The organism is Nocardioides piscis (assembly GCF_011300215.1).
Classification (GTDB): domain Bacteria; phylum Actinomycetota; class Actinomycetes; order Propionibacteriales; family Nocardioidaceae; genus Nocardioides; species Nocardioides piscis.
Map to the genome: position 1 here is coordinate 3060086 of NZ_CP049866.1, position 13991 is coordinate 3074076.

The window sequence follows — 13991 nt, forward strand, 5'->3', positions numbered from 1 at the left end:
TCCTCGCCGCGTGCGCAGAGTGTGCGCATGAGACAAGCGCTCCCCATCCTGGTTGCCTACGACGGGTCGGTCGACGCCGACCAGGCACTCGTGTGGGCAGCCGACGAGGCGTCCGGCGTAGGTGCCCCCATCCGTGTCGTGATCGTTGATGAGGTCGTCAGCTCGGAGTGGGACGACAACGTCCTGGTCCGGGGTGGGCCCGAGGTTCTGGCCCGGGCCGAGAAGGCACTGCAGGACGCGGAAGTGTCGGACTCCTCGGTGGAGAGGCACTCCGGCCCTGTCGTTCCCGAGCTGCTCGCCCTGGCCGAGTCGGCATCCATGCTGGTCGTCGGCAGCCAGGGTCACGGACGGGTGGGTGAGGCCTTGATCGGCTCGGTCAGCCAGCACCTCGCCCGGCACGCAGCGTGTTCCGTGGTGGTCGTGCGCGAGCCGCCCACGCCTGAGCCCAAACGCATCGTCGTGGGCGTCGACGGCTCCCCCACGAGCAACGCAGCCATCGAGTTCGCCTGCCGACGGGCCGAGCGCCTGCACACGAGCGTCGCGGCCCTGCACGGCTGGAAGGTCCACACGCCGTCCACCGACATGTTCGCCAGCGACCCGCGTTCCATCGACCTTGCGCAGGACAAGGAGCTGCTCCTGGCCGAGAGCGTCGCCGGCGTCCGTGCTGCGCACCCGGACGTCGACCTGCTCCAGGAAGCGATCCCGGTGGCTCCGGCCCAGATCCTCGTCGACGCGTCCGCCGTCGCGTCGCTCGTCGTCGTCGGGTCCCGCGGGCGCGGATTCTTCAGCGGCCTCCTGCTTGGCTCCGTCAGCCAGGAAGTCGTCCAGCGCGCTCACTGTTCGGTTGCAGTGATCCGCTGAACCCCCGAGTTTTCCCAGGGCATCCGCCCGACAAGAAACAGTTGCACAGGAGGAAGTCGTGGCACGACGTAGTGGAAGCACCAAGACCCTCGCCAGCATCGTGGCGATCATCGGACTGCTCATGATCGTCGCGGGAGGCGTGACCTGGTTCATGGTCCAGGACCAGCTGTCCGCCGCCAACATCACCGTCGCCGAGGACGCCGACATGTTGGCCGGGGACGAGGTCAACGGTCCGTTCTCTGCCTATGCCGAGGCGCAGATCATCGACAAGCACGCCTTGGAGGCCACGGGCGGCAAGACGTATGCCGAGCTCGACCGTGAGGACCCGCTGCGCGAGACCGCGATGTCGGCCTCGTTCCTGCGCGCCTCCCTCTTCACCTCGGTGGTCGCGTTCGGCGTGGCGGCGATGGCGATCGGTCTCGGGCTGACCCTGTTGCTGATCGCGATGGCGCTGATGGCCGTGGCCAAGGCCGCCGACACGACTGACGTGACCACGGCCAGGACGGCGTGACCACGCTGGCCTGTTGACCTAGGTCCCGTCGATCGCCGACTTCCTCCCCTGACTCCCGCCTCACGCAGGCGGGAGTCTTGGGTTGAGGGGTGGGTCGATGTGGCGTTCTCGAAGCTCGCCACCGCCGACTCCCGAGAGAGAACGGAGCGCACGATGAACGCGCTGGTGGTCTATGAGTCGATGTGGGGCAACTCCCGAGCCGTGGCAGCGGCGATCGCCGAAGGGATCGACGGGAACGTGCGGTTGGTCGACGTCACCCATGCCCCCGTGCCCCTGCCGGAGGACGTCGACCTGCTGGTCGTCGGCGGACCGACACACGCCTTCTCGATGAGTCGCGCCACGACGCGTCGCGACGCCGAGGGGAAGGGGGCCGAGACCGGCCATGCGGCCCGGGGCATCCGCGAGTGGCTGGGAGACCTGCGCCCCTGCGACCGGCTCGACGTCGCGACCTTCGACACCCGCGTCGGGTCGGTGCGCCACCTCCCCGGTTCCGCGGCCAAGGCTGCCGCCAAGGAGGTGCGCCGCCAGCACCTCGGCCGGCTGCTCGCGTCGGCGAGCTTCTTCGTCGACGACATGGCTGGGCCGCTCCTCGACGGTGAGCTCGAGCGGGCCCGCGACTGGGGCCGCTCGTTGGCCGGCATGCGGGTGGGCAAGGGCGGGTCATGAGCCCAGCCCACGCCATCGAGGTCCAGCACCTCCACAAGCACTACGGCACCACCCGGGCGGTTGACGGCCTGTCGTTCAGCGTGGAGGCGGGCGAGGTCTTCGCCCTGGTCGGTCCCAACGGGGCCGGCAAGACCACGGTGGTGGAGATCCTCGAGGGGCATCGTCGGCGTACGTCGGGGCGCGTGGACGTCCTCGGCTTCGACCCCGCCACGGGAGGCCGTGCCTATCGCGAGCAGATCGGCATCGTGCTCCAGGAGGCGGGTGTCGACGAGGACTTCAGCCCTCGTGAGCTGGTGCGGCTCTACCGCGGCATGTATCCGCGGCAGCTGGGCGTCGACGAGGTGATCGAGCTCGTCGGCCTCGCCGACAAGGCCGACGCCAAGGTCAAGACCCTCTCAGGAGGCCAGCGACGACGCCTCGACCTCGCTCTCGGGCTGGTCGGCGATCCGGAGCTGCTCTTCCTCGACGAGCCGACGACCGGTTTCGACCCCTCGGCCCGGCGTCGGGCCTGGGAGCTGGTGGAGAACCTGCGCGGTCTGGGCAAGACCGTCCTGTTGACCACTCACTACATGGACGAGGCCGAGCACCTCGCGGACCGCGTCGCAGTGATGGTCGCCGGCCGACTGGTCTCGATCGGCACACCCGCCGAGCTCGGCGGAGCGCGCCGGTCCTCGTCGACCATCGCCTTCCGGCTCCCGCTCGACGTCGTGGTGTCCCAGGTCCCTGACCTCGGAGCTGCGCTGCAGCCCCAGGGCGGGGACTGGCAGCTGCGCACCACCGAGCCCACGGTCGCGCTGGAGCGTCTGCTCGGCTGGGCCAGGTCTGCCGGGGTCGAGGTGTCTGGCCTCACCGTGGAGCGTCCCTCGCTCGAGGACGTCTATCTCGAGCTGATCGAGGAGGCGGGGGTCAGCCCCGTGGAGGCGCACACCGCTCCGGTGGGGACATGACGGCGCTGGTGACCCGCGCCCGGGCGCCGTTTGCCCGCCGTACGGACGAGCGACGGCCCACCTCGTTGCGACTGTTCACCGACCAGCTCGGCTATGCCCTGCGCGACCTGTGGCGCTCACGCATCGCCCTCGTCTTCACCTTCGCCTTCCCCCTGACGTTCCTCGTCGTCATGGGTGCCCTGGTCGGCAACGACACGGTCAGCGCCGACTCCCCGGTGCGGGTGATGCAGTTCGTCACGCCGTCAGCGGCCGTCATGGGCGCGTTGTACGGCGCCTTCCCCACCATCGCCGCGTCGCTGGCCGATGCCCGCGAACGCGGCATCCTCAAGCGGGTCCACGGCACTCCCCTGCCCCTGTGGATCCATCTCGGCGCGCGCACGACCGCTGCAGTGGTTTTCGCGCTGGGTTCCCTGGCCTCCATGCTGCTGGTCGGCGTCGTGGCCTATGACGTGCAGATCCAGTGGGACACGTTCGCCGCCACAGCGGTGACGGTGCTGGCAGCGGTGACCTGCTTCGCCGTCGCCGGTGTCGCGGTGGCCGGGCTGGCCCGGTCCGCAACAGCCGCCCAGGCCGTCTCGATCGCGCTCGCCGTGCTGTTGTCCTTCGTCTCCGGCGTGACGGCCTACGGCGAGATGCCGGGCTGGGCGGACCGGATCGCCCGGGTCTTCCCGCTGAAGGCCCTCAACGACTCCCTGCAGGAGCAGTTCGACCCGTTCGCGTCAGGAGCCGGATGGGATCTGAGGGCACTCGCAGTGATCGGCGCCTGGGTCGCCGGCGCCGCGGTGGTGGCCAGGCTGACGTTCCGCTGGGACGCGCCCGAGGGCCGCGCGCGCCGCCGGACCCGGCACGGCGTCGTCGCCCGCTCGACCCTGGTGGCTCGCCCCCTCGGGCACGTGGCGAGCCGGGTCGTCGGGCGGCCCGGCTGGTTGTCGCTCGTGGGCGACCAGACGCGATGGGCGACGCAGTCCGCGCTGCGCGACGCCGGCTGGGTGTTCTTCGCCATCGCGATGCCGGTGGGGCTGTATGCGTTCAACGCGTCCCTCATGGGCGGCTCCGGGGTGGCGGAGCCCGACCTCGGGCTGCAGGCCGCCGCGGGGATGATCGCGTGGAGCGTCGTCGTCACCGTCGTGGTCAACATCCCCGAGGCCGTCGCTCGAGCGCGCGAGCGCGGGATCCTCAAGCGGTTGCACGGCACACCGTTGCAGATCCAGACCTACTTCGCGGGGCGACTGGTCTCCGCGCTGGGACTGGTGCTGGTCACCGCGGCCCTCATCCTGGTGTCGGGGGTGCTGTGGTTCGACCTGCGAGTCGCCTGGGGCGGCCTGCCGCTCGCCGCAGGGGTGCTCGTCCTCGGCACCGCTTCGCTGGCGGCCTGCGGCCTGTTGCTGGCATCGGTGCTTCCCAGCAGCAAGGCGGTCACCGCCGTGGGGCTCGGCATCATCCTGCCGCTGGCCTTCTTCTCCGACGTCTTCGTGTTCGGGGTCGTCCCGGACTGGATGGAGACCGTGGGCTCGTTCTTCCCGCTGAAGCACCTGGCCAACTCGGTGGCAGACGCCCTGGCCCCCGCCGGTCCGACAGTGAGCTGGGTCAGCCTCGTGGTCATGTCAGCCTGGTTGACCGGCGCCGGGATGCTGGCCAGACGGCTCTTCCGCTGGAGCTCAGAGCCCTGATCGGCTGGCCTGGCCTGGACAGCCCGGCTCGGCTGGGAGGGTGTCCTCCATGACCCGGATCTCGCTGACGCGACTGCCGGGCGATCGCGTGCTCGCGGTCGACGCCGGGCTGGAGCACGTCATCGAGCTGGCCGACCTGTCGGCATACGTCGAAGGGCGCGAGCCCGACGGTCCACGCTGGGTATGGGACGACACTGCGCGGTGGTATCCCCCGCTCCTGGAGGCCGGCATCCGGGTCGAACGGTGCCACGACCTGCGGCTGGGGCGTCAGCTGCTCCGTCGGGCGCCCGCCGCCGACGCGTCGCTGCTCGTCGCAGAGGAGTCCGAGCACTGGGACCGGCTTCGGCCCGCCGTCCCGTCCGATCCGGCGCTGTTCTCCGTCGACGACTCGACCGAGCACCTCCGCGCCGACCTCGAGGACGCCCGGCAGCGTGCTGCCGTCGCGGCCTCCAGCGAGGCGCCACGACTCGGCCTGCTCCTCGCCGCGGAATCGGCCGGGGCGCTGGTCGCTGCCGAGATGACGCACACCGGGGTGCCCTGGCGCACCGACATCCACGAGCGCCTGCTCGGCGAGCAGCTCGGGCCGCGCCCGCCGCGCGGCGCACGCCCAGTCCTGCTGGAGGCGCTGGCAGGTGAGGTGCGCAGCGCCCTCGCGGCTCCTGGTCTCAATCCCGACTCACGCCCCGAGCTGCTGGGTGCACTTCGCCGCGCCGGGGTGGAGGTCCCTGACACCCGTGCGTCGACACTTCGGGCGGTCGAGCACCCGGCCGTCGTCCCGCTCCTGCGCTACAAGCAGCTGGCGCACCTCTTCTCGACGAACGGCTGGGCGTGGGCTGACCAGTGGGTCAAGGACGGCAGGTTCCGACCGTCCTACCAGCCGGCCGGGTCGATCACGGGGCGGTGGTCGTCGAACGGGGGCGGAGCGCTGTCCTTCCCGGTGCAGGTCCGGCCCGCGGCGGTGGCGGACGACGGGTGGGTCTTCGTCGTCGCCGACGTCGCGCAGCTCGAGCCGCGTGTGCTGGCTGGGATGAGCGGCGACCGAGCGTTGGCCAAGGCGGCACAGGGCACCGACCTCTATCAGGGCATGGTCGACGACGGCGCTGTCGGCAGCCGCAACGACGCCAAGCTCGGACTCCTCGGTGCGATGTACGGCGCCACCAGCGGCGAGAGCGGACGCATGGTGGCCGGGCTGACGCGCCGCTACCCCGCCGCCTTCGGCCTCGTCGAGGAGGCAGCGCGCGCTGGTGAGCGAGGGCTGGGAGTCCGCACCCTGCTCGGGCGTGGCTGTCCTCCGCTGGGAGAGGCATCGACCACCGACGTCGACACCGCGCGAGCAGACCCGGAGAGCGAGACTCGTCGGCGGCGTTCCTACGGTCGGTTCTCCCGCAACTTCGTGGTGCAGGGAACAGGCGCAGAGTGGGCCCTGTGCTGGATCGCCGACCTGCGCAACCGCCTCTGGCGACTGGGCGCCGGACCGGTCGAGGCCCGGCCCCACCTGGTCTTCTTCCTCCACGACGAGGTCGTCGTCCACACCCCCGCTCACCTGGCCGACGTCGTGGTCGCGGAGGCTTCCCACGCCGCCGCGGCTGCAGGTGCGCTGCTCTTCCGACAGCTCTCGATCGACTTCCCCCTCAACACCTCGATCGTGAGGTCGTACGCCGACGCCGGGAAGCCGGGCTCGGTGCCGGGGGCCGATGTGACGCCGGGGCGATGAGGCACGTTCCCCGCGGCGTTCCCGGCGCCGGGGAACCTCGCGAATCGCGATCGCGGAGCAGGCGCAGCGGCTAGGGTCGGAGGGTGGGCACCGCTTCGATGACGAGTGCCAGGGGCCAGCAGAGTGGGGACGTGATGGACCAGCCGGACGTCGAGGCTGTGTTCGTCGATGCCCTGCAGAACATCGCTGAGGGCGTGACCGACCTGCTGGGCTTCGAGGTCGCTGCGATCAGCATCGCCCGTGGCGACGACACCCTGGAGATGATCGCCGTCGCCGGCAGCACGGAGGCTCGCGACCAGCTGCTCGGACACCGCACACCGATCTCGCAGATCGAGCAGGAGCTGGCCAGCGCCGAGAGGTGGGGCGCCCTCCGGTTCGTCCCGCACGAGCGGATGAGCATCGACCTCGACGACCTGGGCTGGATCCCGGACCTGGAGCTCTCGGACGACCCGGAGATGTGGCACCCGCTCGACCTGCTCCTGGCGCCGATCCTCGACGAGCGCGGGAAGCTCCGCGGGCTGCTGTCGGTGGACGTGCCGCGCGACCGCCGACGTCCCGACCCGGCCATGCGCGAGCAGCTGCAGCGCTATGCGCGACAGACCCGGCGCAGCGTGCTCACCGCGCTGGAACGAGCAGAGCTCGCCGAGCAGCTGCTGCTCGCGGACACGGCCCGACGCATCGTCCGTCAGGTGAGCTCGGAGCTGTCGATCGAACGAATCATCGAGGTCTGTCAACCGGCGGTGACCCTGGGTTTCAACGCCCGCGGGATGTGGCTCCACACATTCGAGGGGGACGATGCAAGCGCAGACACGATCTACGCCCCCACCGGGGCCAAGCACGAGACGCTCGAGGCGTTCAACGTGCTCGGGCGGGTCGCGGCGGGCCGCCTCTGGGCCGCTCAAGAAGTGGCAGTCGTGACCGCCGACGCCGTGTCTCCCGCCGAGACCCTCGCCCTGGATGCGAACCAGCAAGAACTGGTTCACGCCCTGATGCACGAGATTCGCGCCTCCTCGATGCTGTTCATCCCGCTGGGCGCAGGGAACGAGTGCCTCGGGACCATGGCGCTCACCCGGCGCGGAGAGCATCCCGACTGGAGTCCGGTGGAGCGCCAGACGGGCCTCGAGATCGGCCACGACCTGGGTCGTGCCCTCGTCAACGCCCGCACCTTCGAGCGCGAGCGGATGCTCCTCGAGGAGCTGCGTGAGCTTGCCGGCTACAAGAGCCGGCTGATCGCGACCATCTCGCACGAGCTGAAGAATCCACTGACCTCGATCCGCGCTCACGTCGAGCTGGTCGAAGCCGAGGCGGAGTCGGGCAGTTGCGCCGCTCCGTCCCTGCCCGAGTCGATTCCGGCCATCGGCCGCGCCGTGACGCGCATGAGCGGCCTGGTCGACGACCTGCTGGTGCTCGCCGAGGTCGGTGACCCCACCTCGGTGCTCGACCCCGGTCCCGTCGACCTCCGGCGGCTGCTCGACGACGTGCTGGACCTGCTCCGCGTGACCCTCGACCAGGAAGGCCTCGAGGTCGACCTGACCTATCCTGCGGGTCCGGTGTGGGCCTGGGGCGAGGCGAGCGAGCTCTATCGCGTGGGGGCCAACCTGATCAGCAACGCGGTCAAGTACACACCCTCGGGAGGCACGATCTCGATCTCCCTCGGCTGCGTCCCGGACGGGGTCGAGCTGATCGTCGCCGACACCGGGCTCGGCATCTCACCCGAAGACCAGGATCGGCTGTTCCAGGAATTCTTCCGCTCCACCAACCCAGCCGCCCTCGCCCTGCCCGGCACAGGCCTGGGCCTGAGCATCGTGCACCGCATCATCGAGCGCCACGGCGGCGAGATCCGCGTCAGCTCCGCCCTGGGTGCGGGCGCCGCCTTCACGGTGAGGCTGCCCTCGCCCCCACGTGAGCCGCTTCACACGGTCGCGCCCGATTCGACATGCCGGCCACCTCGTGTTGTCGTGGTGGGGCCAGTGGCTGCTGCCTCCCGCGTGAGGCGCCTCCCCTCGTGAGGTGATGCACGCCGTGGCCTCGACACCCGCCCCGACGGTGTCGCGTCCGAGCGCCGGATGGCGCACAGCTACTTCGTGAGGTTCCTTCCACGTGCGTTCCACCTCGAGTCCTGCCCACAACCGTTTCCGTGGCGTCGCCGCGAGCACAGCCGCAGCCGCCTTGACCTTCACCCTGGCGCCCGGCGCTGCCGCGGCGCAGGCGCCGACGACAGCCGACGACCAGGTCACGGTCCGCCTGAAGGTCGCCAGCGAGCCTGCGATGGAGGTCGCCGTCGAGCCTCGGATCTGGCCCAGTCGGCTGATGGCCAGTCAGGGCGTCGTCGTCGATGGCAACGACCTCGTCGAGGTCGTCCGTGACGGTCGGGAGGTCAGTGGGCCCAAGAAGCGAGTGCGTGAGGGTGACACCGTCCGGCTGGTCGACGTGGAGAAGCGACGCAAGACCAAGCGCAGGTCGGTCCCGGCCGGGGTCGTGGAGGTCCCCACCACCGAGCTGGCCCCCGGGCGTCGCAAGGTCGTCCGAGAGGGGAAGGCCGGCGTCCGGCGACTCCGCGCTGTGCGCACGATCCACAACGGTGAGCCGGTGAACTACCGCGTCGTACGGCGTACGACGATCCGCCCGCCACAGCCCAGGCGGGTGCTCGTCGGCCGTCAGCCCTGGTCCGTTCGTGGAGCGGACGGCCTGAACTGGTCCGCTCTCGCCCGTTGCGAGTCGGGCGGCAACCCCCGGGCGGTGAACCCGGCGGGCTACTACGGCCTCTACCAGTTCAACGTCGCGACGTGGGGCAGCGTCGGCGGCTCCGGGATGCCGCACCACGCGTCGTCCAGCGAGCAGACCTACCGCGCGAAGCTCCTCTACAAGTCCCGCGGCCGCTCCCCCTGGCCCACCTGCGGCCGGCTGCTCTGAGCACTCCGGCGGCCACGTGAGACCTGCACGCCGGCGTCACACGTGGCCGCTGAGCTGGGCCAGCCGGGCCGCGAGCGCATCCACCATGGCGGCGGCCTGCTTGCCTGAGACGCCTGCCTTGCGATCGCCGCCCTGGCTCGAGACCGGGAGGACGTCCACCGAGAGCCTCGCGCCACCTGCGAGCGCCCGCAGCTCGTCGATCTTCTGGGCGAACGGGGAACCACTGCCGGGCGAGTAGTAGTCCACGACCTCGTCGATCTCGTCGGCGAACAGGTCGGCCTTCGTCACCGCGATGACGAGCCACACCGGCTTGTCCCGTCGCACGGCCATCGAGGCGATCCGGTGGGCGGTGATGGACCAGTCCTCCAGCTCCGCGGACAGCTGTTCCTCTCGGGTCGCGCTCGCCGTACCGCTGGTGCCCGCCGTACGTCGCGGTGTGGCGTGGCCGTTGGCGACCACATGGATCACGCCGTCGACCGGCTCGTCGTGGAAGACCTCGTCGAGGGCACCGAGACGCGTCGCGGCGTTGTCGCCCGGCACGACCAGGAAGCGGAAGCCGTGCAGCCGCGGGGAGCGACGGGTGCGTCGCTCCATCACTGCCGAGCCGACCTCGGCCACCCCTTCCCCCGGTGTGCGCCGCGCCAGCCGGTCGGCCAGCTGGGTCTTCCCGACCCCGGTCATCCCGGTGACTGCCACCGTCGGGAAGCGACGACGAAACAGCCGCCCGAACCGATCCGGGGTCGAGGCGAGCCCTGTCAGCAACCCGCCTGCCACGGTCGCGCCGATCGCGGCGCGGCCGGACCCGGGCAGGATCGTCCGGATTCGTGGAGCAGTGCGGGACACGGTGCCTCCGAGGGCTGTGTGAGGGGACATGTGTGGCAGGCCCCGAGCCTACGTTCAGCTCCCATCCGGTGCCCTCGACCGGGCGACAGGCGCGCCCGAGGTGCCACCGAAGTCCGGATCACTGGACCCATGGCGTAGTGTTGCTCTCGTTGAAGGGATGGCTCGCTCAGCGAGTCGTCCTGGCCGCACACGATGTAGCGGCCTGTATCTCGTACTCCTGGTTTTCGGTTCGCTGGACATCAGCACAGGTTGGATGTCTTCAGCGGTTCGGCGGGCACAGTGCCCCCGACACGAAACAAAGGATCAAAATCATGGCTCAGGGCACCGTCAAGTGGTTCAACGCCGAAAAGGGTTTCGGCTTCATTGCTCAGGAAGACGGCGGCGAGGACGTGTTCGTCCACTTCTCCGCCATCCAGTCCAACGGCTACAAGTCGCTCGACGAGAACCAGAAGGTTGAGTTCGACCTCGCCCAGGGCCCCAAGGGTCCCCAGGCTGAGAACGTTCGCGTCTCCTGATCTCATCACGAGGGCCCCGACCGCACACGCGGTCGGGGCCCTCGTGCATTTCGCCGTCTGACTGAGGAGCTCGGCGTCGGTCAGCCCAGCATGAAGTCGGCCACCACACGACCGAGCTCGGTGCCGGCGTCCTCCTGGAGGAAGTGGCCGGCGTTCTCGAGGGTCGGGTGATCGAGGTCCCGGGCGCCGGGGACGAGCTTGTGCATGATCGGTGCCATGGCTCCGGTGATCGGGTCGCTGTCGCTGAAGGCCAGCAGGAACGGCACCTGGCTGGTCGAGAGCACCTCCCAAGCCGCACGGTTCGCTTCGGCGGCCGGGTCGTCGGGCTGGGTCGGCACGAGGGTGGGCATGACGCGGGGGCCTGCCTTGGCGCGCTCCTCGGGGAATGGCGCGTCATAGGCGGCCCGGACGTCGTCGGCCATCGGTCGCACGCAACCAGCGGCCACGAGGCGCCCGACGTCGAGGACCTCAGCCGCTGCGACCGCGCGGCGGAACATCCACCAGAGCTCCGGCATGTCGAAGTCCCCGGTCGGCAGACCCGTGTTGGCCGCGACCACCCCGGCGAAGCGGCCCTCGTGCTCCGCGACCAGTCGCAGACCGATCAGACCGCCCCAGTCCTGGCACACCAGGGTGACGTCGCGCAGGTCGAGGTGGTCGAAGACCAGCTCGCGGGTCCACTCGACCATCCGGGCGAAGGAGTAGTCGCCCTGGTCCAGCGGCTTGTCCGAACGCCCGAAGCCGATCAGGTCGGGCGCCACGCACCGGATCCCTCGTTGGGTGAGCTCCGCGATCACGTGCCGATAGAGGAACGACCACGAAGGCTCACCGTGAAGCAGCAGCGCCACGGGGCCGTCGGCGGGTCCCGCATCGACATACGCCATCCGCAGCGTGCCGCCGTCCGGGTCAACGACCTGTGCGTAGGCCGGCTCCCAGGGGAAGTCCGGGCAGTGGTCGAAAGCGGCGTCCGGGGTCCGGTATGCGTCCATACCGGTCAGTCTGGCAGGGCCACCCACCCCCGCGACGCCTGCAACGCAGGGGCTCCGAGGAGCCGTGACGAGGGGCGAGCCACACTGTGCCCATGCGACGAGGCCGAGCCAGGGACGTGCTGCTGGGTGCCTTCGGGACGCTCCTCGTCCTCGTCGTCATGGGCGCGACCTTGTGGTGGACGGCGACCGACCCGGCCGACCAGGGCGAGGAGCGCCCCAGCGCGACGACCCCGACGGACGCCGGGGGGCTCCCCGACACGACTCCCCCGACCGACCTGAGCGAGGGGGAAGCCTGGTTCGAGGAGCTGAGGCTGGATGCCGGGACGGTCGTGGCCGAGGACTCGATGCTCCGCGACGTGAGCGCCGTGGGGCACGACGTCACCACCAGCCCTGACGCGGTGGTGGCACAACGGGTGAGCGTCGAGGCGACCGTGCCGTTCGAGGTCGTCGCCGACGAGATCGGTGACGGCACGTCGGTCGGCCCGGCCGCCGACGGCCAGTCGATGGTCGTTCGAACCGTGGAGGTCCTCGGTCGCGACCTGACCGTCACGGCCACCGGGACCGTGGTCGCAGAGTCCGGGAGGCTGGTCGTCGAGCCGACCTCCATCGACATCGGGGGTCTGGACTTCATCTCCTACGCCATCGCCACGGTCGTACGGCAGCTCGTCACCATCGAGCACGAGGTCGAGGGCCTGCCGGACGGACTCGTCCTCGAGGACGTCGACGTCCACGATGACGGCTTCCGTGCCCACCTGATCGGCGAGGACGTGCAGCTCGTGCCGTAGCCGGCTGCCAGCGCAGAGCCGGCGGTCGAGGAAGTTGGAGCGGACGCGAGGATTTGAACCTCGACTCCTTCCCTGGAAGGGAAGCGTGCTGCAACTACACCACGTCCGCGAAGTCAGCCTCTGGCGAGCCTGACCCGTCCCATTATGGACCACCACCTGATCCGAGGCCCATGGGCCCTCGACGGGACAGACGTGGCTGGACCAGACCGACACGACCGGCGCGCTCCCGTCAGCCCTCGGACGCGGATAGGGTCAGCCCAGGGGCCGCACGTTCGATGTGGCTGACGAGGGGATAGAGCACATGAGCACGCCGTCGGATTCCGCTGCACCCGCACCGCTCGCGCCGCCCGAGGCGACCCTGACCCTGACCGCGCCCGAGGCGCCCCGGGCAGTCGCCGAGACCCAGGCCCCGCGGATGGCCCCGCAGGTGCCGGCCGAGGTCGTGCCCGAGCTCGATGCCAAGGTCGACGGCTTCCTCACCGCCCTGTCGTCCACCACCGCCGGCAGCCCGGAGTTCTCCGCGCAGGCCGAGAACGTCCGCACCATGGGCGATGCCGACATCCGCCAGGCAGCCGAGACGTCCAACCGGATGCTCGAGCAGCCGGTGCGCGCGCTGCAGGAGGGTGGGCTGGCCCAGGGCTCGGCCGTCGGCAAGACGCTGCTCGAGCTGCGCCGAACGGTCGAGGACCTCGACCCCAGCACGGCCAAGGGCGTGTCGCGGTGGATGGACTGGCTGCCCTTCGGCGACAAGGTCGAGGACTACTTCCGCAAGTACCAGTCGTCCCAGTCCCAGCTCAACGCGATCCTGCACAGCCTGCGCAACGGCCAGGACGAGCTCACCAAGGACAACGTCGCGCTCAACCTGGAGAAGACCAACCTCTGGGCCGTGATGGGCCGCCTCAACCAATACGTCTATGTCGCCGAGCGTCTCGACGCCAAGCTCACCGCGCGCATCGCCGAGCTCGAGATGACCGACCCCGAGGCCGCCAGGACCCTCAACAAGGACGTCCTGTTCTACGTCCGCCAGAAGCACCAGGACCTCTTGACCCAGCTCGCTGTCTCGATCCAGTCCTATCTCGCGATCGACGTCATCATCAAGAACAACATCGAGCTGATCAAGGGCGTCGACCGCGCCTCCACGACGACCATCTCTGCGCTGCGTACGGCCGTCATCGTGGCCCAGGCCCTCGGCAACCAGAAGCTCGTCCTCGACCAGGTGACGGCCCTCAACACCACCACCTCGGGGATGATCCGACGGACGTCGGAGATGCTCAAGGACAACTCCGCGGCCATCCAGGAGCAGGCGGCCTCGTCGACCATCAACATGGAGGACCTGCAGGCGGCCTTCGCCAACATCTACGCCACGATGGACTCGATCGACGAGTTCAAGGTCAAGGCCCTCGACTCGATGTCGCAGACCATCGGCGTGCTGGAGACCGAGGTCGAGAAGTCGAGGTCCTATCTCGACCGGGTCCGCGCCCACGACGCCCGCAACCCCACCGGCACGCTCGACCTGACCGATCTCCCCCACCGCGCGTGACCGGGCAGGACCAGGTGGGCCAGTGGGGCTGAGGTCATGG

13 protein-coding genes and 1 tRNA gene are annotated in these 13991 nt (G+C 70.1%); 11 read left to right on the top strand and 3 right to left on the bottom strand.

Features of this window, described 5'->3' with window-relative positions; all coding sequences use genetic code 11:
- Positions 1 to 27 precede the first annotated feature (27 nt).
- The 8 genes from G7071_RS15005 (at position 28) to G7071_RS19420 (ending at position 9282) form a co-directional block, all read left to right on the top strand.
- Entirely contained in the window at positions 28 to 861 is an 834-nt protein-coding gene (locus tag G7071_RS15005) for a universal stress protein (RefSeq protein ID WP_166320059.1), read from the top strand.
- Between the two features lie 58 nt (positions 862 to 919).
- Positions 920 to 1372: an aromatic ring-opening dioxygenase LigA gene (locus tag G7071_RS15010; RefSeq protein WP_166320061.1), complete on the top strand. Its 453-nt coding sequence runs from the start codon at positions 920 to 922 to the stop codon at positions 1370 to 1372.
- 153 nt (positions 1373 to 1525) lie between these two features.
- Positions 1526 to 2038 carry a flavodoxin family protein gene (locus tag G7071_RS15015; protein ID WP_166320063.1) on the top strand — a complete coding sequence of 171 codons (513 nt, stop codon included), beginning with the start codon at positions 1526 to 1528 and terminating at the stop codon, positions 2036 to 2038.
- The gene (locus tag G7071_RS15020) at positions 2035 to 2985 is read left to right on the top strand and encodes an ABC transporter ATP-binding protein (protein ID WP_166320065.1); all 951 of its coding nucleotides are present in this window, start codon (positions 2035 to 2037) and stop codon (positions 2983 to 2985) included. The genes G7071_RS15015 and G7071_RS15020 overlap by 4 nt, the downstream gene beginning before the upstream one ends.
- Positions 2982 to 4655 (top strand): ABC transporter permease, encoded by a 1674-nt coding sequence (locus tag G7071_RS15025; protein ID WP_166320067.1) that lies wholly within the window; start codon positions 2982 to 2984, stop codon positions 4653 to 4655. Before G7071_RS15020 ends, G7071_RS15025 begins: the two co-directional genes overlap by 4 nt.
- A 49-nt stretch (positions 4656 to 4704) precedes the next feature.
- Positions 4705 to 6369, top strand: a complete 1665-nt coding sequence (locus tag G7071_RS15030) for a bifunctional 3'-5' exonuclease/DNA polymerase (RefSeq protein WP_166320069.1) — start codon at positions 4705 to 4707, stop codon at positions 6367 to 6369.
- 134 nt (positions 6370 to 6503) lie between these two features.
- On the top strand, positions 6504 to 8378 hold the full coding sequence (locus G7071_RS15035) for a sensor histidine kinase (protein WP_246210656.1): 1875 nt from the start codon (positions 6504 to 6506) through the stop codon (positions 8376 to 8378).
- A gap of 91 nt (positions 8379 to 8469) precedes the next feature.
- Positions 8470 to 9282 (top strand): resuscitation-promoting factor, encoded by an 813-nt coding sequence (locus G7071_RS19420; protein WP_246210053.1) that lies wholly within the window; start codon positions 8470 to 8472, stop codon positions 9280 to 9282.
- Positions 9283 to 9318: 36 nt separating this feature from the next.
- On the opposite strand, the gene G7071_RS15045 is transcribed toward G7071_RS19420, so the two are convergent.
- Positions 9319 to 10125 carry a DEAD/DEAH box helicase family protein gene (locus tag G7071_RS15045; protein ID WP_206062822.1) on the bottom strand — a complete coding sequence of 269 codons (807 nt, stop codon included), beginning with the start codon at positions 10123 to 10125 and terminating at the stop codon, positions 9319 to 9321.
- 311 nt (positions 10126 to 10436) lie between these two features.
- On the opposite strand from G7071_RS15045, the gene G7071_RS15050 reads away from it, so the two are divergent.
- On the top strand, positions 10437 to 10640 hold the full coding sequence (locus tag G7071_RS15050; protein ID WP_166320073.1) for a cold-shock protein: 204 nt from the start codon (positions 10437 to 10439) through the stop codon (positions 10638 to 10640).
- Between the two features lie 80 nt (positions 10641 to 10720).
- Here the strand turns inward: G7071_RS15050 and G7071_RS15055 are convergent, their stop codons facing one another.
- Positions 10721 to 11626 carry a haloalkane dehalogenase gene (locus G7071_RS15055; protein ID WP_166320075.1) on the bottom strand — a complete coding sequence of 302 codons (906 nt, stop codon included), beginning with the start codon at positions 11624 to 11626 and terminating at the stop codon, positions 10721 to 10723.
- 92 nt (positions 11627 to 11718) lie between these two features.
- Between G7071_RS15055 and G7071_RS15060 the strand changes: the two genes are divergently transcribed.
- On the top strand, positions 11719 to 12411 hold the full coding sequence (locus G7071_RS15060; protein ID WP_166320077.1) for an LmeA family phospholipid-binding protein: 693 nt from the start codon (positions 11719 to 11721) through the stop codon (positions 12409 to 12411).
- A gap of 35 nt (positions 12412 to 12446) precedes the next feature.
- On the opposite strand, the gene G7071_RS15065 is transcribed toward G7071_RS15060, so the two are convergent.
- Positions 12447 to 12520: transfer RNA gene (locus G7071_RS15065), tRNA-Gly, on the bottom strand.
- A gap of 192 nt (positions 12521 to 12712) precedes the next feature.
- Here G7071_RS15065 and G7071_RS15070 point away from each other — a divergent pair.
- Entirely contained in the window at positions 12713 to 13951 is a 1239-nt protein-coding gene (locus G7071_RS15070) for a toxic anion resistance protein (protein WP_166320079.1), read from the top strand.
- Positions 13952 to 13991: the final 40 nt, after the last annotated feature.

Bases quoted from the DNA above. Each gene is read 5' to 3' on its own strand.
- G7071_RS15005 (WP_166320059.1), top strand. From the start codon at position 28: ATGAGACAAGCGCTCCCCATCCTGGTTGCCTACGACGGGTCGGTCGAC.
- G7071_RS15015 (WP_166320063.1), top strand. From the start codon at position 1,526: ATGAACGCGCTGGTGGTCTATGAGTCGATGTGGGGCAACTCCCGAGCC.
- G7071_RS15020 (WP_166320065.1), top strand. From the start codon at position 2,035: ATGAGCCCAGCCCACGCCATCGAGGTCCAGCACCTCCACAAGCACTAC.
- G7071_RS15025 (WP_166320067.1), top strand. From the start codon at position 2,982: ATGACGGCGCTGGTGACCCGCGCCCGGGCGCCGTTTGCCCGCCGTACG.
- G7071_RS15030 (WP_166320069.1), top strand. From the start codon at position 4,705: ATGACCCGGATCTCGCTGACGCGACTGCCGGGCGATCGCGTGCTCGCG.
- G7071_RS15035 (WP_246210656.1), top strand. From the start codon at position 6,504: ATGGACCAGCCGGACGTCGAGGCTGTGTTCGTCGATGCCCTGCAGAAC.
- G7071_RS15050 (WP_166320073.1), top strand. From the start codon at position 10,437: ATGGCTCAGGGCACCGTCAAGTGGTTCAACGCCGAAAAGGGTTTCGGC.
- G7071_RS15055 (WP_166320075.1), bottom strand. From the start codon at position 11,626: ATGGACGCATACCGGACCCCGGACGCCGCTTTCGACCACTGCCCGGAC.
- G7071_RS15060 (WP_166320077.1), top strand. From the start codon at position 11,719: ATGCGACGAGGCCGAGCCAGGGACGTGCTGCTGGGTGCCTTCGGGACG.
- G7071_RS15070 (WP_166320079.1), top strand. From the start codon at position 12,713: ATGAGCACGCCGTCGGATTCCGCTGCACCCGCACCGCTCGCGCCGCCC.